The following is a 25,668-nucleotide window of genomic DNA, read 5'->3' as shown; positions in this document are numbered from 1 at the left end:
TATAACCCATTAGCGCGCATATATACATACGGAATCGAAAAACTGTATGTCCAAACGCTCCGATGCGCCAATTGCCAAGGAGTGCCCCCCCCTGCCGGCAGAAAAGGAACGTCCCTATCTGCCATCTACGCGCTTGGGCATCCAGGCATGGGGTTGGCCCTCGTCTTCGTAATCTACCGGGGCAATTTGCGTGTAGCCCGCCTTTACATAGAGCGGCAGCACGTATTCCTGTGCATGCAGCTTAATAAGCTTTGCGCCGGCATCGCGTGCACACGCATCACTGGCCTCGACGATCGCACTCGCCAATCCGCGACGACGCATAGCCGGCAGCACTGCGACGCGCCCCATAATGTAGGTCTCCCCCGCCGCAACGCCTTCGTCCATGTCGCATGCCGGCAACACCGGGGCCTCTGCGTCAGCCACGCGCTCAAGCTCTTCGGGAAACACGCGCGAGCAACCGGCAAGCTCGCCGTCTACATAGAGCGTCACATGAATGCAGTTCGGATCCTCGTCGATAGCGTCGAACTCATTCTCGTAGCCCTGCTCGTCCATAAAAACGACGCGGCGCACCAACGCCGCGTCATCAAAGCATCCCGTCTTAAGTTGAATATCCATGGCTGCCCCTTCATTCAATGCGAACGTTAGGGACAGATTTTAGCGAAAATGAGCTCCGCGCACGCTAAACTTCGCGCGAGCCTTCGCCAGGCAATCGTAATGACCCACGTTATGGGCATCGCTCGCGATGAAGCTGTACAGGTTCTGATCGAACAGGCGCTGTGCCGGCTTTTTCTCGCGACCAAAGCGACCGCCGGCAATAAAGTCCGCCGAAGCCTGCAGCTTGCAGCCCATATCGACCAGGCGCTCCGCCACGCTTACATCCTTTTGAACCGCACGATAGCGCTCAGGATGAGCGATGATCACCTGGTAGCCACGGCACTGCAAATCGTAAATCGTGTTCTCGTACTCTCTAAACGCATACGCATCGGCATGCGTCGAAAGCTCGAGCAGAAACTCGTTGGTTCCATCGAAATGCAAGTGCTCCGCGGCATCGATACCAAGCTCAACGAGCTTTCGATGGTTGACCTCGAAGCCCATCTGGAGCGGAAAACCGTCAGCGTTATCACGCAGCAGCTCAAAGGCATCCCACATCTTGTCGTAATCAAAATAGGGATCACGGCAGTGAGGAGTGCAAACGATTCTGGTTACACCGGCCCGCTTGGCAGCCTCGAGCATCGCCAAGCTCTCATCGAGATCGGCGGCGCCGTCGTCTACACCCGGCAAGATATGGCAATGAATGTCACGCATAGGTCAGCCTTAATCAACTAAACGTTTGCTCGGTTGGTGAAGATGCCCTTTTTGGAAGTCCCCTGATCGTCGGAGCCCTTCTTCACCTTCTTACCGTCCTTGGTGTAGTAGGAGTAGTAGTACTCGCTGGTCTCGGTCTCGCAGTAGTTCATAACGGTACCGATGAGCTTGACCTTCTCGGACTTCTTAAGCTGACCGATGGCGTTGAGCGCCTCCTCGCGCTTGGTGAAGTCCTCGCGCACCACGAACAGCGTGCCGTCGGTCAGGCTGGCAATCTCGGCAGCATCGATGAAGGTGCCGACCGGGGGAGCGTCGAAGATGACGTACTGGAACTTAGCAGACAGTGCCTTTACCAGCTTGGCAAAGCGGTGAGAGACGATGATGTCGGCAGGATTGGGAATATGCGGCTCGGCATCAAGGAAGTAGAAGTTCTTCTGACCCGTCTCGACAATTGCCTGGTCAATGGAGATCTGCTCGGAAAGAACCGCATAGAGTCCGCCGCGCGAACGAACGCCGAGCATATCGGAAAGGGACCTGCGGCGCATATCGGCCTCAACCAGGAGCACGGACTTGCCACTCGTGGCAATTGCCTGAGCAAGGTTAATGGAAACCGTAGACTTGCCCTCGTTGGGAATCGAGGAGGTAACGGTGATGGTGCGAATGGGGTCGTCCACGCTCGCAAAGCGGATGTTGGCCAGAAGGGTCTTGGCGGCATTCTGTACAACGAGCTTATCGGTGTTCTTTGCCTTAGCCATGCCTATTTACCACCTTTCATAGCCGGAATTCGGCCAACAACGGGAATGCCCAGGAGCTCTTCTGCCTCTTCGGCACCGCGGATGCGGGTGTTGAGCATGTCTGCCAAAACGACATAGGCAACTGCGATAAAGATGCCCGCGAGGAACGCGACAGCAACGTACAGCATACGCTTGGGGCCGCTGGGGGCTTCGGGGGTCTTAGCCTCGTCGATAACGTTGATGCTCTGGGCAGCGCCGACGTTCTGAGCGACCGTACTCACCGAGCTAGCTATGGCCTTTGCGACCTTAGCCGTCTCCTTGGCATCGGTGCCGGTAACCGAAAGCGTAATGACACGCGTGGTGGTCTCGGAGGAAACAGACACCTTGTAGTCATCCAGATCGGTGAGGCCCAGTTCATTGGCTGCGCCGCTCTTAACGCTATCGCTATCCAGCAGCGTGGCGATATCGTTGGAAAGCATCTGACTCGCCGAGAGATCGTTGTAGCTCATCTGACCGCTATCGTCGGTCTTGGCGAGAATGTACATGCTCGTCGTCGCGGTATAGGTGTTGTCCATCGCAACGAAGGACACGATGCCCATGGCGATCGCGCAGACCACCGGAAGGGTGATGACCAGCTGAAGGTGCTTCTTCAGCAGCTGGAACAGTTCGAGAAGGGTCATGCAGCTTGCCTTTCATTTCCCCAGTTCGGATTGACAAAACTGTCCGTATGTTATCGCATCTTTTTACCGAGACCAAACTCTATACATAAGAAACAGGCTCTCCTGTAAAAATGTCGGAAGCAATCGTAAAATTGCACAACAACGCCGCACCCGAAAGTCAAATGCGGCGTCTACATCAATATCTATGTTGTATCGCTATGCGAATGGCTCGTCCTGCTGTATGGGAAACGTCACCGTAATGGTGGTTCCCACGCCCAACTCGCTCGACAGATCGAGCGTGGCGTGATGATACAGGGCCGCATGCTTGACAATGGCAAGCCCCAGACCGGTTCCGCCGCGTGCCTTGGACCTACTCTTGTCCACGCGATAGAACCGCTCAAATACCTTGCCCTGTTCTTCAGGCGCGATACCGATTCCCGTGTCGGCGACCGCAAGGAACGGATGGCCTTCGTCGTTGGTGCCGCACTGCAGCGTAACCGTACCGCCGGGTCGATTGTAGCGGATGGCGTTGCTTGCCAGATTATAGATGAGCTCGTCAATCAAGCGCGACACGCCCTCGATGACCACAGGCTTGGTCTCATGACTTATCGTCACATTCGCCTGACGGGCGACCTGTTCAAGACGCTGCTCGACCGCGTAGATGGCACGCGAGAGCTCAATAGGCTCCGTGGACCCAATGGGCACCGCCTCGCCCTCAGCTGCACGCTCGGCCTCGTCCAAGTTAGACAGCGTAAGGATATCGTTGACAAGCGCTGCCAAGCGGCCCGCCTCACGATAGATGCGACCGCCAAAGTTGCGCAGGTCGCCCTCGCCCTCGACCATGCCGTTTGCGATGAGCTCGGCATAGCCCGAAATCGCCGTAAGCGGCGTCTTGAGCTCATGGGTGATATTCGCCGTGAACTCGCGGCGCATACGGTCGTTGTCCGCTAGCACCGCCATTTGGCGCTTGAGTTCCTGGCGCTGCGACTCGATACGCTCAAGCATGGGGACCATCTCGGCATAGGCGTGCTCATAGCTACGGCGTGGGTGGTCCAAATCCACCTCTTGCAACGGCGCGATGATGGCACGGGACTCGCGGCGCGCCATAAAAAACGAGAGTACCGCACCCGCTGCTGCGATAAGCAGCATCGGCGCCACCATCGACAGCAAAATCGCCGCAACGCCAGGCTGGGCCTGCGCCAAGCGGACAACCTGGCCGTTATCAAGGGCGACGGCGCGATACAGCATAATCTCGTCGAGCGTAGAGCTTGCGCGCTCCGCGGAACCCAAACCACTCTCAAAGGCCTCGATGACCTCGGGGCGATCGCCATGGTTGGGCAGTGTGGAAGGCGACGCCTCGTTGTCGTAGGCAACCGATCCATCCTTGTTAATCAGCGTGATGCGCAAGTCCTCGCGATCGAGACTACGCAAGAACGGGATGGGCTCCTGCTGTTCGTCGAGAGCGGCAGCAATGAGCTCGGTTTCCTGCGCCAGATTGGCACTCGTGGCATCCGCCAAGGTGTTTTGCACAAAGAACGCACCCAGCACCGTAAACGCCACGATAACCGCCATGGCGCAGACAAAGATCGTCACAAAAACGCGGTGCGACAGCGTATGTTTTCCCTGGGGGGCGAAGACCACGGGTTACTCCTCCGATGCGGTGGCCGCGGTGTCGTCGCCTTTGGCACCATCGCCGGCAGAAGGCTCGGCCAAGCGGTAGCCCACGCCGCGCACGGTCTCGATGGCGCTGGCATGCTCGCCCAGTTTTTGGCGAAGCGTCTGCACGTGCACGTCAACGGTGCGCGAACCGCCGTCGAAGTCCCAGCCCCACACGCTCTGCAGCAACGACTCGCGGGTAAAAACCACGCCGGGCTTGCGCATGAGGTACTCGAGCAGGTCGAACTCGCGCAGGGTGAGCTTAAGCGGCTCGCCGGCAACGGTCACCTCGCGATGGCTGGGCGAGAGCACGATGTCGCCCACGCTGAGCACATCGCTCGCCTGCTTGACCATGCCGCCGCGACGCAGCAGTGCGCGGCAGCGGCTCGCAAGCTCCATGAGCGAAAACGGCTTAGTCAGGTAATCGTCGGCACCGCCATCGAGCGCCATCACCTTGTCGAGCTCGGTATCCTTGGCGGTAAGCATCATGATGGGCACCGTCGCCGTCAGGCGATCGGCACGCAGTCGACGCATAATCGCCAAGCCATCGGTATCGGGCAGCATGATGTCGAGCAGGACGGCATCGGGTACCCGTCGCGCCACGGCAGCCTTAAACTCACCGTCGCACGAAAAGCCTTCGGCCTCAATCCCCTGCTTGCGCAGCGCATAGACCGTCAAATCCCTGATGTTGTCATCGTCCTCGACGTAATAGATCATGTTGAACCCCTTTGCGGCCGGCATGACCGCATCTTAACTCTAAAGGTACCTTTACTAGATGGTATCAGCCAAAACGCCCCGTCAAATAATCCGCCGTGCGCGGATCGGTCGGATTCTTGAAGAGTTGCGCGGTGGGCGCGTGCTCCACCAGCTCACCCAGCAAAAAGAATGCGACCGAATCGGAGATACGCGCCGCCTGCTGCATATTGTGCGTAACGACCACGAGCGTGCAGGTCTCTTTGAGCTCACAGGCCAGCTGCTCCACCACCAGCGTCGACACAGGGTCGAGTGCCGAGGTCGGCTCGTCCATCAGCAGAATGTCGGGCCGCACGGCCAGCGCGCGGGCGATGCACAGACGCTGCTGCTGGCCGCCCGAAAGACCCAGACCCGACTCTTTGAGCTTGTCCTTGACCTCATCCCATAGCGCAGCGCGACGAAGGGAGTCCTCGACCAGCTCGTCGAGCACGACGCGGTCGCGCACACCCATACCGCGCGGCCCATAGGCGACGTTGTCGTAGATGCTCATGGGAAACGGGTTGGGGCGCTGGAACACCATGCCCACGCGCTGGCGCAAACGGCAGATGTCGTAATCGCCCAGGATATCTTGACCATCGAGCGCAATCTTGCCCGCGATGCGGCAATCCTTGATGCCGTCGTTCATGCGGTTAAAGCAGCGCAGCAACGTGGACTTTCCGCAGCCCGAAGGCCCGATAAATGAGGTGATCTGCTTGTCGCGGATCTTGATATTCACGTCCTTGAGCGCATGATGGTCGCCATAGAACAGGTCGAGGCCCTCGACGTCGATGCGCGTCGGCGAGGCGGCAAGATCCTCTGCCGTGGGGCGAGTCGCATCCCCAACCTCGCGCTCGTGCGCGGCCTCGGCCTGCGCTTCCATGAGTTCTTCAAGCTCCGTGGGCTCCACAGCCGCAGCAGCCGTCATACCGCATACCTCCACATCGATATCAATTCAGCAGTATCGATAGTAGAAATCGCGGCCCATATGCACGTGAGCGCATTGTCAAGTGTTTGTAAGGGCACGCTGGCTATGCGGCGGGCAGCTCGATGGTGAATATCGTGTGTTCGGGCGTCGATTCACATGCAACGGTACCGCCGTGTGCCGCGATGATCTCCTTGGCAATAGCAAGGCCCAGACCGGCACCACCGCGATTGGTCGCACGCGCCGCATCCAGGCGATAGAACTTCTCAAAGATCACCTTGAGCTTAGCCGCAGGGATAGGATCGCCCTGATTGATAAAGCGAACGCGCACGCCGCCATCGTCTTGGCGCCCGGCCTCAATCGTGATAGTCGAGCCCTCATAGCTATAGGCAATAGCGTTTTTCATGATGTTGTTGAACACGCGAGCCATTTTGTCGCCATCCACGAGCACCGTCAGGTCCTCGCGAATATCAACTTGGACTTCCTTATGCTGCTCGTTGAGGATGGGATAGAACTCGTCAGCCACCTGAGCCAGCAGCAACCCCAGATCAACATAGCCGCGCGTGAGCACGATATCGTGGAAGTCAAAGCGCGTGATATCGAAGAACTCTTCGATGAGCGCATCGAGCCGGTGCGCCTTGTCGAGAGCCACGCCCGTAAAGTGCGCACGTTGCTCAACCGGCAGCTCAGGAGCCTCTTGCAGCAGCGAAAGATAGCCCACTACGCTCGCAAGCGGGGTGCGTAGGTCATGTGCCAAGTACGTAACCAGATCGTCCTTGCGATGCGACTCGTCACGCAGAGCTTGCTGCACCTTGCGCTCACGGTCACGCACGCGGTTAAGGGCGCCCTCGGCCTCCAAGAAGTCGCCGTCGATGTTGTCCCAGGTGTCGGGGTGATCGATCAGGCGATCTTGAATACGAGCGGCCAGCACACAATCGGCATGCTGCTCGCCCTGTTCGTAGCCCTGGTAGTACAGGGCACGGCCGCACAAGAACAGCACGCACGCGGCAAGCGCCAGCACAAAGCCAAGCATGTTGAATACAAAGCCGGCATCGAACAGCACCGGCCCTTCGATGCCGCCGAGCGCCATGGCGCCAATCGCCAACGTCATGGCCCACGCGGCGCCGCCAATCACCACGCAGCGGCGCACGATCTCAAATCGATCGATCAGCAAAAAGCCAACAAGCAGCACCGCCAAGATTCCGACGATGTTGTCGATGCCAATCAGCAGCAGGCTCAGCAAAAAGAGCAGCACCGTTGCAAGCGCACGGTTGTCGACGACCGACCTCACGTAATCAAAGAGCCGATCGGGTACCTCGAATGCCTGCCTATCGTCTTTTGTCATATCCACTTCCCCACCATCAAAGGCGTTATTCGATTATGTAGCCGACGCCCCAGACGTTTTTGATAAAGCGCGGCTTTTGTGCGTCGTCGCCGATCTTTTCGCGCAGGTGGCGAATGTGCACCATCACCGTATTGTTGGAGCCGGGCATAAAATCCTCGTTCCACACCGCACGGAACAGGTCCTCCACGGCCACCACGCTGCCGCGATGCTCGACCAGATACAGCAAGATTGAATACTCGGTGGGTGTGAGGCGTACCGGTGCACCGTCCACCGTCACGGAACGAGCGTCGCGGTTGATCTCCAAGCCGTCGAGCTGAATGGTCGGCGACTCGGCCGCCTGTGCACGGCTACCGTAACTGGTGTAGCGGCGAAGCTGAGCGTGCACGCGCGCGATGAGCTCCAGCGGGCGGAACGGCTTAACCACGTAATCGTCCGCGCCAAGCGAAAGGCCCTCGATCTTGTCTTGCTGGGCATCGCGCGCCGTCAGCATGATCACGGGATAGGTATGGCTGGAACGGATCGTACGCAGCAGCTCAAAGCCATCGATATCGGACAGCATGACATCCAGCAGCGCCAGATCGAACTCCTGCTCCAAGATTGCCTTGGCAGCATCGGCCCCGCTATAGGCAATCTGGACATCAAAGCCCTCTGTTGTAAGGTAGATACCAACCAAGTCGGCGATGGCCTTTTCGTCATCAACTACCAAAATGCGCTCGTTCATGCGTGCTCCTCTCGCGCTCCATTATGCCCGAGGGGGTGCCCGTCACACACAACAAGCGTGGGTGATTAAGTCGGCCTTAAGCACCCTTGCGCCCGTTCGGGCGCGGATGTGGGCCACGCACGCACGCGATGATCGCCGACGCCGGCAAACGATATACTCTTGTTCCAGAAGAGACCATCCCGTCGAAAGCGAAATCCGTGAAGTCCCTCACCTCTTTTGCAAAGCGCTTAGCCCAGCTTGCCGCCGGCTTTGTCTGCGCTATCGCCCTTGCCGCTGGCGTGCCCACCGTCGCCGGCGCCCAAGTGCTTACGACCGACAATGTTTGCGGCAAAACCGCCGATGCGCGCGGCATCACGGCCGAAAACCTGCCCGATATCGATGCGACCAATGCCCTCGTCATGGGCAAAGACGGCACCGTCTACTATGGGCGCGGCGCCGATGAGCAGGTCAAAATCGCCTCGATCACCAAGGTCATGACCGCAATCCTAACCGTCGAGAATTGCAAGATGGACGAGAAGGTCACGGTGAGCAACGCCGCAGCCACCGTGGGTAATTCGACCGCCGGCTTGCTCGAAGGCGACGAGCTTACCGTGGAGCAGGCACTGCGCGGCCTGATGATTCCCTCGGGCAACGACGCCGCCATCGTGCTCGCCGAATATGTGGGCAAGAAAATCGACCCTAAGACCAAAGACGCCGAGGCCACATTTGTGAAGGCCATGAACGAGCGCGCTAAGAAGCTCGGCTGCACCGGTACGCTTTTTGAAAACCCGCATGGTCTGGACTTTGATGAGTGGGCTGGCGATATGCACTCAACCGCACACGACGTAGCGCTGATGATGCAGGAGGCCATGAAAAACGACACGATCCGCGAGGTCGTAGCGAGCGAGGATTCCTGGATCGAAGTCACGGGCGCCGACGGCACCGACCATTCGCATTCCATGGACACGCATAACTATTTGCTGGGCCAAGATGGCAACATCGGTGGCAAGACCGGCACCACCGACGACGCTGGCTATTGCTTTACGGGAGCCTACAACCGCGATGGCGACGAGACCTACACCGTCGTTTTGAACTCCAGCACCACCGACCAGCGCTTTGCCGACACGGCCGCCCTTGCCAACTGGTACTACGGCCACAAGGTGACGGTTGCGATCGCCAACACGCAGGAAAAGACCACCAACGGCAATCCGCTCATCGCGCGCATTAGCCAGACCGATTGGACGGACAAGACGATCGATGCCACGCTCGCCGACCCCGCAGCTCAGGCAACCGTCTTTTCGCTTGCTGGAGAGGTGACCGAGAAGGTTACCTACGATGACCTTTCGGGCACGGTGCATGTGGGCGACAAGGTGGGCAGCGTGACGCTCAAGCAAGACGGCACCAAGATCGCCGTCATGGATTTGGTTGCCGACGAGGAAGACTCGGGGCCGAATCCCATTGAGTGGCTCCTTGTAAAACTCGACCGCTTGGGCCGCCGCATCGACAACCGCCCACTTACGGCAGAAAGCGAGACCATCGCCAAGGCGCCCGAGGTGTAGGGCTGGGGGAACATTACATTTGAGATTGGAGAGGCGTCCAACGGGGCGCCTCTTTTTGAATACCTCTTAAACGGGATGCGTCAGAATCACCAAAGCGACATTGCTAGCCGTTTACCTTCGCTGTGTCTTTTCGGACCTTGAAAACGGGTCCACCGGGCATGCTAGTAGATCCTTTCGACCTCCTTGGTCAAGGCCCTGAAAAGATCCCCAGCTGAGGGGTCTGCCCCAGGACACAGCGATTGCCAGGCACCCGTTTCTCCGATGGTGCCCGCACTCGTCATAACAAGATCGTCGCTCCGCCTGCGAATGGAGACACTAACGGAGCGGCCATTATGGAACCCATGGATATCGACTTTATTTATGCGCCCATCAGCTAGATAACTAATCATGACATTGATGCTGTCACCATACTCCGGCAATTCGAAGCCGTGGGAATCCATCAATAGCTTCACGTCCTGATGGTAAATGCGGGCCTCGACGACATTCTTGGGCATCTTCCCCGTCTTTGTTGGAGAGCAAAAGCTGATGCTTGGCTCCTCTTCGCTCATGCCTCGGTCAAACCTAAGCATGCACGGGCATACCGACTCAATGGTTCGCAAGGCGTCCGCCGCGACCTTTTCCTCGGTAAACATCTCCACGTCGATGCCGTTTTCTTCCATATAGGCACGGTTTTTACGTTGAAGCTCTAGCCGAGCCGCAGCCTCCCCATCTCCACGCTGTTCCCAATTTCCGGAGTCGGCGACATTTCGATCGAATGTAGAATCAACGGAACATGGCGCTTGCTGTTGAGTCTGATCACTGTCGCCGAGACGCCTTAGCTCGGAGCGTCTCATCAGTAGTGTCACAATATCAAACAGCCAACCAAATCCAAAAAGGCCAAAGGTAAAGAGATATAGAAAGAAGCTACCCCACATCCGTGCATACGCCCTATGAGCGCCCGACCACCCAAGAAGGAAGCATAGCAAAAGCGCCTTGTTTGCCCTGTCAACCGACGTAATCTCTCGAGTGAGAGATTTCTGTTCAGGCTTCGCCAAAGGTGTAATTTCATGCGATGAAACAGTAATTGAGGACGTCCTTGACGCCGAGCTCCGAGCGCCTGATTTAGCAACGGCGCGAGCGACATCCCCAACTCCGACGGTCGTTCTGCTGTATACGGCATTGTAAGCAGCCTTCTTCGGATTTTTGATCCACCCCATGCCCTTCTTACCATAGCCGGGGATTATCGCCCGCTTTACCGCGCGCTTCGCTCTGCCGGTCGTTCTTGCCTTGAGTGATGTCTTTAGATTCGGCTTACGCAGCCCGACCTTTACCATATTTCTACTCCATCCCCTCGGAACCCCACACCGGGGTGCACGAGCACGCCTGGGTCTCCCCGTTTTCAAGCGCCCCGTGTTTGCCTAATGTTCACGCCCTTTCGGACTCTAATCCCCAGCTGCCATTCTTGATAATAAAAAAGGGCCCCAAATGGGACCCTTCTTCAAAGTCATACTGGCGGAGAGCTGGGGATTCGAACCCCAGATGCCCTTTTGGGGCATACTCGCTTAGCAGGCGAGCACCTTCGGCCTCTCGGTCAGCTCTCCGTAACAGCCGTTCTATAGTAACCAAACAGCCGAAGTTGGGCAAGGGGAATTTTGAGGCGTTTCCTCTTTTACCTCTCTTTTACCAGTAAACGTCTCAGTCAATCATCTCAACCTGTAACATCTGCAGGCCGTAATCCCCTCCAGATGTTACAGGTTGAGACAAAGATACAAGGACGGCCCCAGCGACAGCGCGGACAGCCCATTCTTTATTAGTCCTCTCGAACGGTCTCCAACAGATAATCGCGCATGTATGGAATTGCAAACGAAACACGGCCATAGCCCGCGGGCTCAATCAACCCCGCATCGATCAGACGCTTGCGATATGACCCAACTTTGTTCGCCGACAAACCCATCTTCTTGGCGATATCGCCGTTGGCGATATCGACGCCCTCGCATTGAGCCATCGCCGCGAGATACTGAAACTGCCGTTCCGACACCCTGCGCAGCGCTGGGGCAATCACCATAGCATTAAAGCTATCAAGAGCCGCCTGGATACCCTTACGAGCCGCCTCTTCGCTCACGCTCTCCGCCCCACTGCGCGCAGCAACCTGCCAAGCGTAATATCCGACCAGCTGGACCATAAAGGGATAGCCTGCCGAAGCTTTTGTTAATAGCTCAGCGGCACCTTTGTCGAGCTCCTTGCCCGCTCGTCTCATCGTATCCTCAAACGATCCGCCAACTTCAAAATCGGAAAGCCGAGTAAGTTCAACATGTTTGGCTCGCTGAAGGAACGTCAACGTATCATCCACCACCACGCCATCTACCGATGTCGGCAGCCCGGCGAAAGCGAAAGCGACATTCGCTCCTTGGCGGATCAAGAGCTGCATCTCATTGCCTAGCTCGCGCATTTCCTCAGTTGAGGCATCCTGGATCTCGTCGAGCGTAATGAGCAGACCACCGCGCTTCGCAGCATCGTACATCGCCTCGCCCAGATGAGAGGCCGACTTCGACATCTCCATGGAGCCAAGGCTGACCCCTAAAATCGATGGGGAAATCGAGATTGATTCAAGACGAACGTTTCGCTGCAGAGCCTCGAGGATTCTATTGCAAAAACCAGCATTGGAGGCAACGTCAACGACCTCGAATCCTTTTTTGCGTGCAAGGTCACCCAATGCATTAAGGAGCACCGTTTTACCTGTGCCTCGGACGCCCGAGATGCGCATGAGTCGATCGGGGGCACCAGGACCATTCTCAAGAGCCTCGGCAAAGTCATCCAAAACAGTGTCCCGTCCGATAAGCTCAGGCGGATTCATGCCCGCCGTTGGCTTAAAGGGGTTAACAGCTTTCGTCATTCTGCCCTCCTCTGCTAGTTTTAACAACTTTAACAAAGTTTAGCAACTTTAGCAGAGTTTAACAGTTTTAGCAGGCTCGGCGGCTTTATGCCTTACCAATCCTGCCGGGTCCTCCCGCCCGCGCCGATACAAATAGCGCGGTGCGGCCCCTCTATATCGCCCCTACCCCAGCGAGCGGTTGAGGGAGCCGAGCTCGTCGTTGCCCATGGTGCGCCACATTTGGAAGATGCAACCGCGTGCCAGGAAAAAGAAGCCGTTGTCGACCAGTTGCACAGCGGCATCTGCCAGCTGATTCGTCACGGCGGACACTGGCGGCAACTCAAGTCCAGCCTTGCGGATAGTCTCGCCCGCTTCCTCGAACGTCGGAGGCTCGCTAACGCCCATCTCGTTCATAAGGCCCTGCATTTCTTCCAGCGCGCTACTGCCCGACTCCTCGCCGCGCGGCACGAGACGGTAACAAGCCAGCGCCAGGTCGAGCTGATCGCAATTCCAATAGGCAAACGCCAAGCGATAGAACAGGTAGCCGATTGCAGAACGATCGCTGGCAATACGTAGGCCGTGGCGCGCCACCTCGATAATCTCGTCAAAGCGCTCCAGACGCGCAAGCACGTTGATGAGCGCAAAGTGCGATTGCATGGACGAGCGCGCCAGATCGTAAAGATGGCGCACCTCGGGCAGCGCTCGTTCAAAGTCCTCTTGCTCGGCGTAAAAGCTGCAGATCTCGTGCTGGGCAAAGTACAGCGCATCGGGCGCACGAAGGATTCGCACAGAGCGGTCTTCTTCCAACACCGGTAGCACCATGCGCACCAGCTGGTTATCGCAAAACTGCGTTTGAACCGGACCTGTCGCCAAAAGCTCGGCGACGGCGCACTTAGCCTCCAACTCCTCGACAAGACGGGAAAAGCCTTCAAAAGCACCTGTACGGTCGACTTTTGCCTGCTCGCGCAATTCAACAACACGGGCCACGTATGGGTCATCGTCCTCTTCCATGACCTCCAACTCGTCAGCCTTATCGGCGAGCAGCAGATCGCGCAGCGCCGGCGGCAGTGTGCGATGGTCATCACGCGGACGAGCATGAACCTCCGCAGGCTCAATCGTCTCCGGAGCGGTTGACTCATACGCCTCAAGCACACGCTTGCACGGCATATCGTCCATGTCCATGCTCTCAAGATCCTTGGCGACAGGCACGCAATCGGCCAGATAGGCCGCGCGCCCAAAGAAATACGTTGCGACAACGCGCTCGCCCTGCTCACTGTCGGGAGCAGCAATCTGCACATAGCAGCGCGTGATGCAGGTGCCCGCGGCAAAACACGCTGCCGCAAGCGTGAGTGCCACGCGCGCATCGTGCTCCGCGGCCCAGATCGCACGCGTGTCCTCTTCCAGCTCGCGCCAGGCGTCATCTTGAGCGTCGTATTCACGTTGCGGCATGGCATTCACGACAGAGTGCCCAAACCGAACGAGCATAATCCCCTCGGCAACATTTGCCCGATAGGTATAGTCGAGCCGCGTGACCACGTTGAGCGCCTCGACAATACGCGCGAAGCGGGTACGCACATCCCACTCACCGCCCGGCTGGCAAGCCACCGTACCCGGTTTGCCCCACGGGTTATCGCTCGAGGTCGTATCGAGCAGTCGGGGAACATCGTTGGTCGTCTTGGCGATATGCCACGCATCAAAGAGCGCGCAGCCCTCAAGGCTCGGCGAGGATGCCGCAGGGGCCAATCCGGCCCCGATGCGCTCGAGGATGCCGGAGAGGCGGTTGAGACGGCACTCGATGGCAAGCAGCATGTCAATCTCGCCCTGGTCCAGCAGGCTACGATCAAAATTGAGATAGAACAGCTTCGACCGGTCGATGCGCGCTAGGCTCATTTCGGACTTGGCGGCAATGGTGCGCAGACGGGGCAAGTCGACCTCGCTCATAAGGGCGGCGGCATAACGCTCGATACCGCTCGGATTCTCGGCATGGTCAACGCGGTAGAGCAGCGTCTCGATAGCGTCAGGTAGCGGTGCCGTGTTAAAGCCCAAAAACACCTCGACCGGCTCGGGCAACTTTACGAGCTTGATCTTGTCGACAACGTTTTGCATGTCCGCATCGAGACCGTCGGCGTCCGCCGTGTTCGCAACAGCGCTTTCGGAGTTGGCAAATATCACGTAGCGCAGGAACATCGATGCCATGAACTCGCCGTAAGGAAGGGAGCGGGCCGAATTCCATGTATCGTGATCGGACTGCTCGCGCATGGGGCCTTCGGGAGAGCCGACGGTTCGCGCGCACGTACGCATTGCACCGCTGGCTTCCCTTACCATAATCTCACCAATACTGGAATCCGACTCGTCAAGGACCAGTTCCATGTCGGGATCGTTGGGCAGCGGAGCCTCGCTAACGGGGCGGTCCACCTTGTACACCTCACCCGAAACGCTTACGTAGCCCAAAAGCGACACATGACTTTTGCCAACGAATTCGACGACATAACAAGATTCATGCTGGTCCTCGCCAAAGAGTTTCCAGACCACGCCATATGAGCGTCCCGCAGGCTGCTCGGGCATCGCCGGAAAGCGCTTCTTGGGATCGAGAAACCTGAGCTTGTATGTCGGACGCTCTGCCACGAAGTATCACCCTGATCGGTCGTTGAGAGAAGGAGTGGTCGCGGATAGGCCGCGATACCTACTCGGAATCTTACACGAGTCGATAAGAAATCGTCCGCTTCACGCCCGCGCCTCGACCGAGGTTCGAATCCATGCAGTGCTTACGTAAAAGAAAAGCCCCCGTTGCCGGAGGCTTCAAGTTCAATTGGTGCGGCGTATAGGATTCCGCGCATCCGCTGCGCGGATCCGCACCGGCTTCGCCCGCCTGCCGGCGCGCTCGCCCGCGGGCTAAAAACGCTCCGCGTTTTCTTTACGCCCGCGCCTCGACCGAGGTTCGAATCCGTGCAGCGGCGACATAAAAGAAAAGCCCCCGTTGCCGGAGGCTTCAAGTTCAATTGGTGCGGCGTATAGGATTCGAACCTATGACGTTCTGATTCGTAGTCAGACCCTCTATCCAGCTGAGGTAACGCCGCGACTTGTTGATTATTATGCACATCGACTGAATAAAGGTCAAGCATTTTTCGAAAAAAGTTATTGAATTTGATTTTTACTCATTTAGACCACTTGATGCGATCTTCGACGCATCGCGATATAAGAAAAGCTCCCGTTGCCGGGAGCTTTAAAATCAATTGGTGCGGCGTATAGGATTCGAACCTATGACGTTCTGATTCGTAGTCAGACCCTCTATCCAGCTGAGGTAACGCCGCAACGCACGGATTATTATGCACGTGACCCCTCGATGGGTCAAGCGACAATTTGGAAAAATTTTACGAAGTGATGATTAAGATGCTCGCGCCTCGACCGAGGTTCGAATCCGTGCGGTGCCGGCGTAAAAGAAAAGCCCCCGTTGCCGGAGGCTTCAAGTTCAATTGGTGCGGCGTATAGGATTCCGCGCATCCGCTTCGCGGATCCGCACCGACTTCGCCCGCCTGCCGGCGTCCTCGCCCGCTCGCTAAAAACGCTTCGCGTTTTCTTGACGCTCGCGCCTCGACCGAGGTTCGAATCCATGCGGTGGCGGCATAAAAGAAAAGCCCCCGTTGCCGGAGGCTTTAAGTTCGATTGGTGCGGCGTATAGGATTCGAACCTATGACGTTCTGATTCGTAGTCAGACCCTCTATCCAGCTGAGGTAACGCCGCAGCGCAAGACATATAAAACCACTTTAGCTTATTGGAGTCAAGCTCAATCTCAAACTTTTTTGTGAAACGCAGTTTTGTCATGCTGCTCCGCATATACCGCCGTTCCCCGTACGATCGATTGGCTTTTCGATCACGTCAAACTTGGCATCAAGTTCCCTCAGGAGCGATCTCACCCGCTGGGCACAATCATAATCGGCAAACGAGATGCTCAGCATGCGCGCGACCTGGTTGGAAGTCCCAACTCCATAGAAGTGCTCCAGCGCCACAAGCCCCACGTGCGTCACAAAGGTCTCGACCACATGCGGCGACTCCTCAAAACACCATTGTGTCAACGGACCCTCACTCGTCTGCCGAAGCACCAGGCCACCCATGCCAGACGGCTCACACGTTACAAGCAGGTACTCCCCACCCTCGTCGCTCTCAAACAAAACCACCCGATCATCAAACAGCTCCATCGCGTCCCCTTTCTCTCGCTCTTATTTAGCAAAAGCATAACAGGTAGATAGCTGTATACAGAACAGTTGTTCGTGTGTTTTCTATTGAGCTGTCCGCACGGCATGGTATGGACCTGCGCGCGAAATAGGGCGCCCCCGAAGGAGCGCCCTTGCATATCCCCTATGCAGCCAAGTTACGCGACCGGCTCGATCTTCTCGAGACCGCCCATGTAAGGACGCAGAACCTCGGGGATCGTGATGGTGCCGTCGGCGTTCTGGTAGTTCTCCAGAATGGCAGCCATGGTACGACCAGCCGGCAGGCCGGAACCGTTAAGGGTGTGCAGGTAACGCGAGCCCTTGAAGTTCTCGGGGTCGCGGTACTTGATGTTGGCGCGGCGGGCCTGGAAGTCGCCGCAGTTGGAGCAGGAGCTGATCTCCTTGTAGGCGTTGTAGCTCGGCAGCCAGACCTCGACGTCGTAGGTCTGACGGGCAGAGAAGCCCAAGTCGCCGGTGCACAGGCTAATCACGCGATACGGAAGGCCAAGCTGCTGCAGCAGGTACTCGGCCTCGGCGGTCATGCTCTCGAGCTCCTCGTCGGACTCCTCCGGCTTAGCGAACTTGACCATCTCGACCTTGTCGAACTCGTGCTGACGGATGATGCCGCGGGTGTCGCGACCGGCGGAACCGGCCTCCTCGCGGAAGCAGGGGGTGAAGGCGGTGTAGCGGCGCGGCAGGGTGTCGGCGTCGAGGACCTCGCCGGCGTGCAGGTTGGTAAGCACGACCTCGGCGGTGGGGATCAGGAAGTTGTCGCCCGAGACGTGGTAGGCGTCGTCCTCGAACTTTGGCAGCTGACCCGTGCCAAACATGGTCTGACGCTTGACGACGATGGGCGGCCACCACTCCTTAAAACCACGGCTGGTGTGCGTATCGAGGAAGAAGTTGATAAGGGCGCGTTCCAGGCGGGCGCCAGCGCCACCGAGAACGGTAAAACGGCTGCCGGAGAGCTTGTTGCCGCGCTCGAAGTCGAGGATGTCCAGATCGGTGCCCAGATCCCAGTGCGGCTTAAAGTCGAAGTCGAACTCGCGCGGGGTGCCCCAGCGGCGACGCTCGATGTTCTCGTCCTCGTCCTTGCCGTACGGCGTGGCCTCGCAAGGAATGTTGGGCAGGTGAGCCATGAAGTCGTACTGCTCCTGCTCGAGGGCAGTACGACGCTCGGCCAGACCGTCAATCTTCTCGTTGACGGCGCGCACGGCCTCCTTGGCAGCCTCGGCCTCGTCCTTCTTGCCCTCCTTCATCAGGGCGCCGATCTTCTTGGACTCGGCATTACGCGTAGCCTGGAGCTCCTCGACCTCGGTGATGACGGCACGGCGCTCGTCGTCGAGCTCAAAGAACTTCTCGCGATCCCAAGACGTCTGGCGGTTAGCCATGGCGACATCGATGGCATCGGGATTCTCGCGAACAAACTTGATATCAAGCATTAGATCCTCCGGCGATATACATTCCATTTAGGTTGCAACCTTGTACATGTATGGGCAAGTATATACTTATGAGCGTTTACGACCCAACTCAACTACGCAAGAAGGCACCCAATGGACGCAGTTTTTTCCTTTTTGTTTGGCACCCGCACCGGTTTTGCCATCCTTTTCGCCGGCGGCATCCTGTTATTTGCGATTCTTGCCTTTGTAATGGAGAAGCGTACCCATAAGATGTACGTCGACCGCGGACCCAAGTCCGAGGATGAGGAAGACGGCTTCTGGGACTAACCTGCCAAAAAGGGACAGGTTTATTTTGGTCGGTTTTATCTGGGCAAACGCAAGCGCCCCGCAACTGGAATTGAGCCAGTTGCGGGGCGCTTTTTGCTATAGAGATAAAACCGCAGGAAAACCAGCCAAAATAAACCTGTCCCTAAATGGAAGGTTTTACTGAAGGGTGGCGTCGATTGCCTTGACCAGGGCGCTGCGCATGCCGGCGTCCTCGAGCGCAACGACGCCCTTGATGGTGGCACCACCGGGCGAGCATACGGCATCCTTCATCGCCGCAGGATGCTGGCCAGTTGCAAGCTGCAGCTTTGCCGTACCTAGCACCATCTGGCTCACAATGCGATAGGCATCGGCACGCGGGATACCGTGCTTGACCGCCGCATCGCCCAGGGCCTCGATTGCCATGGCGACAAATGCCGGAGCGCAACCACCCACCGTGCCTCCCACAAACAGCAGACTCGTATCGAGCTCGACCACCGCACCGAGTTTGCCAAGCAGATCAAGCACCACGGCGCTCTGCTCATCACTAAGCGTGGAAGCCTTCTCGCAAGCGATGACGCCCTCGCCCACCGAAACCGGTGTGTTGGGCACCGTCGAGATATGCGCGACGCCCGGCAGGACCTGCTCCCACTTGGCACTGTCCCAGGTCCAGGCAACCGACAGAACGACCTTTTTGGCAAGAGCATCCTTGAGCGGGGCGAATACCTTCTCGATCATGTACGGTTTGACCGCAGCGACCACGATATCGGATGCGGCGACAACCTCGGCGGCATCGTGGCAGGCGACCATGCCGCGCGCCTCGCAGCGCTCAACCAGTGCGTCGTAGCGACCCGCGCAGGCGCACATGTCGCTCGCAGCTACACCGGCAGCGATCCAGCCATCGGCCATAGCGCTCGCCATATTGCCAAAACCGACAAATCCAATCTTCATATCTCATAGTCCTTTCAGACACATTCCTCAAAACGAAAGGTATTGTCCCACGCCATTGTTTCGTATTGCCGACCTATTTGTGATACGGCTCGCCACGGCTGATCTTGCAGGCACGGTAAATCTGCTCTAGCAGCACCACACGCGCCAGGTTATGCGGCAAGGTAATGCGTCCAAAGCTGAGCATCTCGTCGGCGCGGGCGCGCACCTCATCACTCACGCCGTCCGAACCGCCGATTACAAAGGCAATGTCGCTGCTGCCTCGCAGCATAAGATCGTCGAGCCGCGCCGAGAGCTCCTCACTCGAACGCTCCTTGCCCTCGATAGCCAGCAGGATCACATGCGCCCGAGACGGCAATGCAGCAAGAATTGCCGCCCCCTCCTTGTCGCGCGCGGCATCCACGCCGCCCGCCTTAGCCGGGTCGATATCGGCCACCTCGCGGATATCCACCTTGGCATAGGCACCTAAGCGCTTGGTGTACTCAGCGCACGCGTCCTTCCAAAAGCGCTCCTTGAGCTTACCGACGCAAACGACGGTGTATTTCACGCGCGCCTACTCCTTCGAACCGTTTTGAACTTTGCCGGCGGTCAGCATCTGCTCGAACATCGAGGCCGACTGCGAGAAATCGCTCGGCAGTACGACCGTCGAAGTTTTACCCGTGCGAGCGAACTCCGTCATCATCTCGGACCACTGCGTAAACATGAACAGCTGGTTGGCCTCGTCGTTGCCGACGCCCGTCTCCTGGATGATCTCGAGTGAATCTTTGATGCCCAGCGCGATGGCCTTGCGCTGGTTGGCGATGCCCTCGCCCGCCTTTTCCATAGCCTCGGCCTCGGCGGTCGCCTCGGTGACGCGCTTGATACGGTCTGCCTCGGCGAGCTCCTGTGCCGCAGCGCGCTTGCGCTGGGCGGCGTTGATGTCGTTCATGGAGTTCTCGACCTCGGTCGGCAGTGCGATTTTGGTGATGAGCGTCGACACGAGGGTGAAGCCGTAGGCGGCCATCTGCTCGGAAACGGTAGCGTTGACATCCTTGGCGATGTCATCCTTCTTGGCAAAGACCTCATCAAGTGTGTAGACGGGGATCGAAGAGCGCAGGGCGTCGGTGATGAAGTCACGCATCTGGTCGACGGGCTCCTGCAGCATGTAGTAGCTCTTGTAGATACCCGAATCTGCCGGGCCGGCGCCCATGTCATAGCTCACGTGGTACTGAGCAGAGACCTCAAGGCCGATGGTCACGTTGTCCTGGGTCTTAACGTCGATGCCAAAACCGTTTTTCATGGTGCGCAGGCTCACCGTGGCGGCCTTGCGGTCGATCACGGGCACCTTCATGTGGAAGCCCGCGTTGACGATGCGGTTAAACTTGCCCAGGCGCTCGATGATCACGGCATGCTGTTGTTCAACGACATAGCAGGCGTTGGGAAGCAGCAGCAACAGGATGATGATGGGAATCAAAAGGCTGGTAAGGGTGGCGATGATACCGGACAACAGCATGGTCTCTCCTCTGATAGGCACACGTTGGGACTAGGATACCCGTCCAAGGAGATCGTGCATATCAAAAAAGCTCCCATTGCTGGGAGCTCTTTAATTTAATGGTGCGGGCGAAAGGACGTCCGCGTATCCGCTTCGCGGATCCGCACCGGCTTCGGCCGCCTGCCGGCGTCCTCGCCAGCTCGCTAAAAACGCTCCGCGTTTTCTTTACGCTCGCTCCTTCACAGGTTCAAGTCCCTGTGAAGGGCCCATAACAAAAAAGCTCCCATTGCTGGGAGCTCTTTAATTTAATGGTGCGGGCGAAAGGACTTGAACCTTCATGGGGTTGCCCCCATACGGACCTGAACCGTACGCGTCTGCCAATTCCGCCACGCCCGCGTGCAGGAATTAGAATAACGGAGCGCCATCGCGAACGCAAGAACTATTTTTGAAAAAGTTTGCAGGCATTTTCCCAAGCTGCTCGCGCGATTGCCTCAGCATCCTCGCCGGTACGATCGACACGGTCGTTGACCAGCGTGTTTGCCGTAATGGAGATCATTGCGGGCTCGCATTCAAGACCGCGGATGGGCTCCGGAGCCATATACGGGCAATCCGTCTCGAACAAAATTCGATCGAGTGGGGTTGCCGCAAATGCCTCGCGCACATCGTCGTTGCGCTTAAAGGTGGCCGCACCGCCATAGGCGATATAGCAGCCCAAATCCACAAAGCGCTCCATCGTGGCGCGGTCCTCGCCAAAACAGTGCAGCACACAACCAGCCTGGGGCACACCCACCTCGCGCAGTACGTTGTACGCATCGACGTGCGAGGTGCGCTCCCCATCCGAGTCCTCGTGACGCAGGTGCAGCTCCACCGGCACATTGCGGCGCACGGCAAGCTCGAGCTGGCGCGCCATGCAATCAATCTGCACGTTATGGGGTGCCGGCGCGATATCGTCGTCATAGTCCATGTGATAGTCCAGGCCGATTTCGCCAATACCGGCGCATAAGGGGTCATCAAGTGCGGCAACGACCTGTGCATGAACGTCGTCGGTATAGTCCGGCGCGCCATACGGATGCACGCCGGCAAGATACTTGATCTGCGGGATATCCTGCATCGGAAGAATCTCGCGCACCAGCCAGTCGCTATAGTCCGCCACGCTGCGCTTGTCGGCAATGGGGTCGAACATCGTCACCAACAGGTCGACGCCCGCGGCTTTGGCGCGCACGAGCGTCTCGGGCACATCCTTGCCCCAAAACGAAAGCAGATGTGCATGCGTGTCGGCAAGCGGCGCCAAGGGCACGGGACAAGCAACCGTCTTCTTTTTCTTGGTAAACGTCACGCGTTCGGCATTAGGCGTCATGGATTAGCTCCCGGGCCAGACGGACAAAGTCGGCAACATCGAGCGTCTCGGCGCGCGTGGTGGGTGCGATACCGCAAACCTCAAAAGCGGCATCGAGCACGTCCTTGGCAAAACCGTTGGCGCTCATGGAATTGCGGATGGTCTTGCGACGCTGAGCAAATGCAGCATCAATCACGCGGGCCACAAATTCGCGATCGAGTCCTTCGGGCACCACGCCGTCAACACGGTCGATACGCACGACGGCCGAGTCCACGTGCGGCGCCGGCATAAAGCAACGCGGCGGCACCTCAAAGCGACCCGTCACCTGCGCATACAGGCCGAGCTTTGCCGTATAGCCGCCATAGGTCTTGTTGCCCGGCACTGCGGCAATGCGATCGGCAACCTCCTTTTGCACCATGACGACGGCGCGCTTGAGCGCGGGCATCGTCTGGAAGAACTGCAGGATGATTGTCGCCGCCACGTTATAGGGCAAGTTCGCGACAAATACCGTCGGCTCACCGCCGGCGGCCTGCTCAATCTGCTCCGGCGTCACCTTAAGCGCGTCGCCCATGATAAAGCGGAAGTTGGCGTAGTCGGCGGCGTGAGCATCGAGCACCGGCTCGAGCTCGGGATCGGCCTCGATCGACGTGACGCACGCCGCCTCCTGCAACAGCGCAAGCGTGAGCGTACCAACGCCCGGACCAACCTCGAGCACGCGCTCATCGCCTGCAAGCTCGGCAAGCTCGCAAATGCGCTCAATTACATGGTTGTCGATCAGGAAGTTCTGGCCCAGGCGATGCTTGGTCGCAAGGCCAAACTCCTCCAGCAGCTCCCTGGTGGCCGTGGGGTTTGCCAAAGGCGAAGTTGTCATGGTTGCCTCCTTAGCATGATGGCGGCGTCTTGAAACAAAAGGGCATGGACCGTGGCGGCCATGCCCTTACAGCTAAACAGCAAATTGCCGATATGGCGCTCGCGCGGTCTCTACGCCAGACGCGGGAACAGCGGATCGCCCTTCTCGACGGACTGACCACCGGCAAGCAGGCCCCAAGTGCAAATGCCCTTGAGGTCGTCGCTCGCGGCCTCTTCCTCGCAGGACAGGCGACGCAGGGCCTCGGCAGAAGTCTGGGGCATGAGCGGCATCAGCAGGTGAGCGGCAATGCGGATGGCCTCGAGCAGGTTGTAGATCACAAATGCCAGCTCGTCAGCCTTGGCCTCGTCCTTGGCAAGCGCCCAGGGCTCGGAGTCCTCGATGTAGTGGTTGGCGGCATGGATGAGCTCCATGACCTCATCCTTGGCTCCGCCGTAATCGAGCACGTCCATCTTGGCCATGTAGCGCTCGACCAGGCCATCGGCGATCTTTGCCAGCGGGTTGTCGAACGCATCGAACGACGCGGGCTTGGCGGGCGCGCAACCGTCAAAGTACTTGCCGCTCATGTTGAGCGAACGCGAGATAAGGTTGCCCCAGCTGTTGGCCAGGTCGGCGTTGTAGACCTGCTCCATGCGATCGAAGCTGATGGCACCGTCGGTGCCGGGGACGACGTCGGTCATGAAGTAGTAGCGATAGCCCTCGACGCCCAGCATGTCGATAACGTCCTGCGGAGCGATGGCGTTGCCGCGGCTCTTGGACATCTTCTCGGCCTTGCCGGTCTCGGCATTGCGCACGGTCAGGAAGCCGTGGGCAAAGACGTGCTCGGGCAGGGCCTCGCCGATGGCCATGAGCATGGCGGGCCAAATGACACAGTGGAAGCGGATGATGTCCTTACCCACGATGTGGAACTGCGCGGGCCAGCGATAGGCCAGCTCGGCACGCGCCTCGTCGGTGTCGACACCGTAGCCGACGGCCGTCATATAGTTGAGCAGCGCATCGAACCACACGTAGGTCACATGACCCTCGTCAAACGGGACCTGAATGCCCCAGTCAAAGCTCGTACGGCTCACGGAAAGGTCGTTAAGGCCGCCCTCGACAAAGCTGCGAACCTCGTTCATGCGGAACGCAGGCTCGACAAAGTCGGGGTGCTCGTCATAGAGCTTGAGCAGCTTGTCCTGGAAGGCGGAAAGCTTAAAGAAGTAGGACTCCTCCTGCACGCGCTCAAGCGGACGGTGGCAGTCGGGGCACAGGTGCTGGCCGACGCTGCCGTACTCCTCGTCGCCCTTCTGGACCTGCGTATCAGTGAAGTAGGTCTCGTCAGGCACGCAATACCAACCGTCGTAGCTGCCCTTATACAGGTAGCCGGACTCCTTCATGCGCTCCCACAGGTACTGCACGGCATGATGCTGGCGCGGCTCGGTGGTGCGGATGAAGTCGTCGTTGGAAATCTCGAGCTTGCTCCAAAGCTCCTTGAAGTGCGGAGCCTGGCTGTCGGTCCACTCCTGCGGCGTCATGTTGTGCTTGGCTGCGGCCTCGGCGACCTTCTCGCCGTGCTCGTCCATGCCGGTCAGGAACTTGACGTTATAGCCGGCGGAGCGGCGATAGCGAGCCTGAACGTCGGCGATGATGGTGGAATAAGCCGTGCCCAGGTGCGGATCGGCGTTGACGTAGTAGATGGGCGTCGTGATAAAGAACGAAGGCTTGCTTTGATCCATGGGGTTTGTCCTCCAGAAAAACGTTGCATACAGAGGATGATTCTAGCGCAAGGGCTGGATATCCTCCATCTATTGCATATCGAGCACCATGGCATAGACATCGCGCTTGCGGCGCGAATACTTCTGAGACAGGCGCTTGGCCACCGCAGAGGCGGGCTCCCCCTCCTCGAGCGCGGCGCGGATATCCTCGCGCAGGGCCTCGTCGGGATCCTCTGCCGCGGCGCCAACCGGCACGATACCGGCCTCCTCATCCTCACACGGCGGCGCGATGACCAGCGCAATCTCGCCCTTTACCTCGCCGCGAGCACGCAGCTCCTCGGCGAGCTGGGCGGCGGGCCCGCGCAAGACCTCCTCGTGCAGCTTGGTGAGTTCGCGGCAGACGGCAACCTCACGTTGGGGAAAGACCTCCGCCACGGCCTCGAGCGTCGCCACGATGCGATGTGGAGACTCGTAGAAGATGAGTGCGCCGGGCACCACGGCAAGACGCTGCAGTCGGCGCACGCGGTCGCCGTGCTTGCGACCCAAAAAGCCTTCGAAGAAGAAATGCTCGCAGGGAATGCCGGACGAAACGAGCGCCGTGACGCAAGCAGAAGGCCCGGGAATAACTTCGACGGGCACATCGGCCTCACGCGCCGCCTCGACCAGCGCCTGGCCGGGATCGGACACGCTCGGCATGCCGGCGTCCGAGGCAAAGGCGAGGGTCTCCCCCGCCAGCAGGCGGTCGACCAGGCCGGCGGCGCGGCTGGCGATCACATTCTCGTCGCAACGGACAAGCGGCTTGGAAATGCCCAGGTGCATCAGCAGCTTTGACGTCACACGCGTGTCTTCGCAGCAGATGACATCGGCAGCGGCAAAGGCTTCGCCAACGCGCGGGGACAGGTCGCCCAGGTTGCCGATGGGCGTGCCGACCACATAGAGTTTGCCCGTATGGGCGCTGTTTTGCGTCATATCAA

General features: G+C 58.5%; 23 protein-coding genes and 5 tRNA genes. 2 read left to right on the top strand and 26 right to left on the bottom strand.

Features of this window, described 5'->3' with window-relative positions:
* Nucleotides 1–114: 114 nt before the first annotated feature.
* The 9 genes from ACGHIZ_RS01755 to ACGHIZ_RS01715 all read right to left on the bottom strand — a co-directional run bounded on the left by ACGHIZ_RS01755 (nt 115) and on the right by ACGHIZ_RS01715 (nt 8,074).
* On the bottom strand, nt 115–615 hold the full coding sequence (locus tag ACGHIZ_RS01755; RefSeq protein WP_346964823.1) for a GNAT family N-acetyltransferase: 501 nt from the start codon (nt 613–615) through the stop codon (nt 115–117).
* A 39-nt stretch (nt 616–654) separates the two neighbouring features.
* Entirely contained in the window at nt 655–1,305 is a 651-nt protein-coding gene (locus ACGHIZ_RS01750; RefSeq protein ID WP_022094060.1) for a tyrosine-protein phosphatase, read from the bottom strand.
* A gap of 17 nt (nt 1,306–1,322) precedes the next feature.
* Nucleotides 1,323–2,060 (bottom strand): CpsD/CapB family tyrosine-protein kinase, encoded by a 738-nt coding sequence (locus ACGHIZ_RS01745; RefSeq protein WP_055309657.1) that lies wholly within the window; start codon nt 2,058–2,060, stop codon nt 1,323–1,325.
* A gap of 2 nt (nt 2,061–2,062) precedes the next feature.
* Entirely contained in the window at nt 2,063–2,719 is a 657-nt protein-coding gene (locus ACGHIZ_RS01740) for a YveK family protein (RefSeq protein WP_117786113.1), read from the bottom strand.
* Nucleotides 2,720–2,914: 195 nt separating this feature from the next.
* Nucleotides 2,915–4,339, bottom strand: a complete 1,425-nt coding sequence (locus ACGHIZ_RS01735; RefSeq protein ID WP_117786112.1) for a cell wall metabolism sensor histidine kinase WalK — start codon at nt 4,337–4,339, stop codon at nt 2,915–2,917.
* Between the two features lie 3 nt (nt 4,340–4,342).
* Nucleotides 4,343–5,071: a response regulator transcription factor gene (locus tag ACGHIZ_RS01730; protein WP_117786111.1), complete on the bottom strand. Its 729-nt coding sequence runs from the start codon at nt 5,069–5,071 to the stop codon at nt 4,343–4,345.
* 64 nt (nt 5,072–5,135) lie between these two features.
* Entirely contained in the window at nt 5,136–6,011 is an 876-nt protein-coding gene (pstB, locus tag ACGHIZ_RS01725) for a phosphate ABC transporter ATP-binding protein PstB (RefSeq protein WP_390448681.1), read from the bottom strand.
* Between the two features lie 103 nt (nt 6,012–6,114).
* Complete coding sequence (locus ACGHIZ_RS01720; RefSeq protein WP_390448676.1) at nt 6,115–7,353, bottom strand: sensor histidine kinase; 1,239 nt, start codon at nt 7,351–7,353, stop codon at nt 6,115–6,117.
* Nucleotides 7,354–7,378: 25 nt separating this feature from the next.
* A complete protein-coding gene (locus ACGHIZ_RS01715) occupies nt 7,379–8,074 on the bottom strand; it encodes a response regulator transcription factor (RefSeq protein WP_390448673.1) in 696 nt (231 codons plus the stop codon).
* A gap of 197 nt (nt 8,075–8,271) precedes the next feature.
* On the opposite strand from ACGHIZ_RS01715, the gene ACGHIZ_RS01710 reads away from it, so the two are divergent.
* Nucleotides 8,272–9,612 carry a D-alanyl-D-alanine carboxypeptidase family protein gene (locus ACGHIZ_RS01710; RefSeq protein ID WP_390448670.1) on the top strand — a complete coding sequence of 447 codons (1,341 nt, stop codon included), beginning with the start codon at nt 8,272–8,274 and terminating at the stop codon, nt 9,610–9,612.
* Between the two features lie 161 nt (nt 9,613–9,773).
* On the opposite strand, the gene ACGHIZ_RS01705 is transcribed toward ACGHIZ_RS01710, so the two are convergent.
* The 9 genes from ACGHIZ_RS01705 to serS form a co-directional block, all read right to left on the bottom strand.
* Nucleotides 9,774–10,925 carry a TM2 domain-containing protein gene (locus tag ACGHIZ_RS01705; protein WP_035136829.1) on the bottom strand — a complete coding sequence of 384 codons (1,152 nt, stop codon included), beginning with the start codon at nt 10,923–10,925 and terminating at the stop codon, nt 9,774–9,776.
* A gap of 176 nt (nt 10,926–11,101) precedes the next feature.
* Nucleotides 11,102–11,192: transfer RNA gene (locus ACGHIZ_RS01700), tRNA-Ser, on the bottom strand.
* A gap of 209 nt (nt 11,193–11,401) precedes the next feature.
* A complete protein-coding gene (locus ACGHIZ_RS01695) occupies nt 11,402–12,484 on the bottom strand; it encodes an AAA family ATPase (protein WP_346964819.1) in 1,083 nt (360 codons plus the stop codon).
* 162 nt (nt 12,485–12,646) lie between these two features.
* The gene (locus tag ACGHIZ_RS01690; RefSeq protein WP_368141436.1) at nt 12,647–15,088 is read right to left on the bottom strand and encodes a tetratricopeptide repeat protein; all 2,442 of its coding nucleotides are present in this window, start codon (nt 15,086–15,088) and stop codon (nt 12,647–12,649) included.
* 375 nt (nt 15,089–15,463) lie between these two features.
* Nucleotides 15,464–15,540: transfer RNA gene (locus ACGHIZ_RS01685), tRNA-Arg, on the bottom strand.
* 157 nt (nt 15,541–15,697) lie between these two features.
* A tRNA-Arg gene (locus ACGHIZ_RS01680) sits at nt 15,698–15,774 on the bottom strand.
* 353 nt (nt 15,775–16,127) lie between these two features.
* Nucleotides 16,128–16,204, bottom strand: a tRNA-Arg gene (locus ACGHIZ_RS01675).
* A gap of 77 nt (nt 16,205–16,281) precedes the next feature.
* On the bottom strand, nt 16,282–16,659 hold the full coding sequence (locus tag ACGHIZ_RS01670) for a hypothetical protein (RefSeq protein WP_346964817.1): 378 nt from the start codon (nt 16,657–16,659) through the stop codon (nt 16,282–16,284).
* 173 nt (nt 16,660–16,832) lie between these two features.
* Nucleotides 16,833–18,116 carry a serine--tRNA ligase gene (serS, locus tag ACGHIZ_RS01665; protein WP_040359108.1) on the bottom strand — a complete coding sequence of 428 codons (1,284 nt, stop codon included), beginning with the start codon at nt 18,114–18,116 and terminating at the stop codon, nt 16,833–16,835.
* Between the two features lie 111 nt (nt 18,117–18,227).
* On the opposite strand from serS, the gene ACGHIZ_RS01660 reads away from it, so the two are divergent.
* Nucleotides 18,228–18,401 (top strand): DUF6724 family protein, encoded by a 174-nt coding sequence (locus ACGHIZ_RS01660; RefSeq protein ID WP_171025133.1) that lies wholly within the window; start codon nt 18,228–18,230, stop codon nt 18,399–18,401.
* Nucleotides 18,402–18,557: 156 nt separating this feature from the next.
* On the opposite strand, the gene proC is transcribed toward ACGHIZ_RS01660, so the two are convergent.
* From proC to rsmI, 8 genes are all read right to left on the bottom strand, one after another.
* Nucleotides 18,558–19,328 (bottom strand): pyrroline-5-carboxylate reductase, encoded by a 771-nt coding sequence (gene proC / locus ACGHIZ_RS01655; protein WP_055285927.1) that lies wholly within the window; start codon nt 19,326–19,328, stop codon nt 18,558–18,560.
* 73 nt (nt 19,329–19,401) lie between these two features.
* Complete coding sequence (gene rlmH / locus ACGHIZ_RS01650; protein WP_035136824.1) at nt 19,402–19,872, bottom strand: 23S rRNA (pseudouridine(1915)-N(3))-methyltransferase RlmH; 471 nt, start codon at nt 19,870–19,872, stop codon at nt 19,402–19,404.
* 6 nt (nt 19,873–19,878) lie between these two features.
* On the bottom strand, nt 19,879–20,817 hold the full coding sequence (locus ACGHIZ_RS01645) for an SPFH domain-containing protein (RefSeq protein ID WP_390448662.1): 939 nt from the start codon (nt 20,815–20,817) through the stop codon (nt 19,879–19,881).
* Nucleotides 20,818–21,105: 288 nt separating this feature from the next.
* A tRNA-Leu gene (locus ACGHIZ_RS01640) sits at nt 21,106–21,192 on the bottom strand.
* Nucleotides 21,193–21,235: 43 nt separating this feature from the next.
* The gene (locus ACGHIZ_RS01635; RefSeq protein WP_055285924.1) at nt 21,236–22,153 is read right to left on the bottom strand and encodes a TatD family hydrolase; all 918 of its coding nucleotides are present in this window, start codon (nt 22,151–22,153) and stop codon (nt 21,236–21,238) included.
* Nucleotides 22,143–23,003 (bottom strand): 16S rRNA (adenine(1518)-N(6)/adenine(1519)-N(6))-dimethyltransferase RsmA, encoded by an 861-nt coding sequence (gene rsmA, locus ACGHIZ_RS01630; RefSeq protein WP_055285922.1) that lies wholly within the window; start codon nt 23,001–23,003, stop codon nt 22,143–22,145. The genes ACGHIZ_RS01635 and rsmA overlap by 11 nt, the downstream gene beginning before the upstream one ends.
* A 110-nt stretch (nt 23,004–23,113) precedes the next feature.
* Nucleotides 23,114–24,715 carry a methionine--tRNA ligase gene (gene metG, locus ACGHIZ_RS01625; protein ID WP_238057947.1) on the bottom strand — a complete coding sequence of 534 codons (1,602 nt, stop codon included), beginning with the start codon at nt 24,713–24,715 and terminating at the stop codon, nt 23,114–23,116.
* Between the two features lie 69 nt (nt 24,716–24,784).
* Nucleotides 24,785–25,663: a 16S rRNA (cytidine(1402)-2'-O)-methyltransferase gene (rsmI, locus tag ACGHIZ_RS01620; RefSeq protein WP_390448658.1), complete on the bottom strand. Its 879-nt coding sequence runs from the start codon at nt 25,661–25,663 to the stop codon at nt 24,785–24,787.
* Nucleotides 25,664–25,668: the final 5 nt, after the last annotated feature.

This window comes from Collinsella sp. i05-0019-G5, assembly GCF_042851345.1.
GTDB lineage: Bacteria > Actinomycetota > Coriobacteriia > Coriobacteriales > Coriobacteriaceae > Collinsella.
The sequence above is the reverse complement of the archived record's forward strand: the minus strand, read 5'-3'. Positions and strand labels throughout refer to the sequence as shown.

Bases quoted from the DNA above. Each gene is read 5' to 3' on its own strand.
- ACGHIZ_RS01635 (WP_055285924.1), bottom strand. From the start codon at position 22,153: ATGACGCCTAATGCCGAACGCGTGACGTTTACCAAGAAAAAGAAGACG.
- ACGHIZ_RS01755 (WP_346964823.1), bottom strand. From the start codon at position 615: ATGGATATTCAACTTAAGACGGGATGCTTTGATGACGCGGCGTTGGTG.
- ACGHIZ_RS01705 (WP_035136829.1), bottom strand. From the start codon at position 10,925: ATGGTAAAGGTCGGGCTGCGTAAGCCGAATCTAAAGACATCACTCAAG.
- ACGHIZ_RS01645 (WP_390448662.1), bottom strand. From the start codon at position 20,817: ATGCTGTTGTCCGGTATCATCGCCACCCTTACCAGCCTTTTGATTCCC.
- ACGHIZ_RS01750 (WP_022094060.1), bottom strand. From the start codon at position 1,305: ATGCGTGACATTCATTGCCATATCTTGCCGGGTGTAGACGACGGCGCC.
- serS (WP_040359108.1), bottom strand. From the start codon at position 18,116: ATGCTTGATATCAAGTTTGTTCGCGAGAATCCCGATGCCATCGATGTC.
- ACGHIZ_RS01695 (WP_346964819.1), bottom strand. From the start codon at position 12,484: ATGACGAAAGCTGTTAACCCCTTTAAGCCAACGGCGGGCATGAATCCG.
- ACGHIZ_RS01720 (WP_390448676.1), bottom strand. From the start codon at position 7,353: ATGACAAAAGACGATAGGCAGGCATTCGAGGTACCCGATCGGCTCTTT.
- ACGHIZ_RS01745 (WP_055309657.1), bottom strand. From the start codon at position 2,060: ATGGCTAAGGCAAAGAACACCGATAAGCTCGTTGTACAGAATGCCGCC.
- proC (WP_055285927.1), bottom strand. From the start codon at position 19,328: ATGAAGATTGGATTTGTCGGTTTTGGCAATATGGCGAGCGCTATGGCC.
- ACGHIZ_RS01660 (WP_171025133.1), top strand. From the start codon at position 18,228: ATGGACGCAGTTTTTTCCTTTTTGTTTGGCACCCGCACCGGTTTTGCC.
- metG (WP_238057947.1), bottom strand. From the start codon at position 24,715: ATGGATCAAAGCAAGCCTTCGTTCTTTATCACGACGCCCATCTACTAC.
- ACGHIZ_RS01715 (WP_390448673.1), bottom strand. From the start codon at position 8,074: ATGAACGAGCGCATTTTGGTAGTTGATGACGAAAAGGCCATCGCCGAC.
- rsmA (WP_055285922.1), bottom strand. From the start codon at position 23,003: ATGACAACTTCGCCTTTGGCAAACCCCACGGCCACCAGGGAGCTGCTG.
- pstB (WP_390448681.1), bottom strand. From the start codon at position 6,011: ATGACGGCTGCTGCGGCTGTGGAGCCCACGGAGCTTGAAGAACTCATG.
- ACGHIZ_RS01670 (WP_346964817.1), bottom strand. From the start codon at position 16,659: ATGGAGCTGTTTGATGATCGGGTGGTTTTGTTTGAGAGCGACGAGGGT.
- rsmI (WP_390448658.1), bottom strand. From the start codon at position 25,663: ATGACGCAAAACAGCGCCCATACGGGCAAACTCTATGTGGTCGGCACG.
- ACGHIZ_RS01730 (WP_117786111.1), bottom strand. From the start codon at position 5,071: ATGATCTATTACGTCGAGGACGATGACAACATCAGGGATTTGACGGTC.
- ACGHIZ_RS01740 (WP_117786113.1), bottom strand. From the start codon at position 2,719: ATGACCCTTCTCGAACTGTTCCAGCTGCTGAAGAAGCACCTTCAGCTG.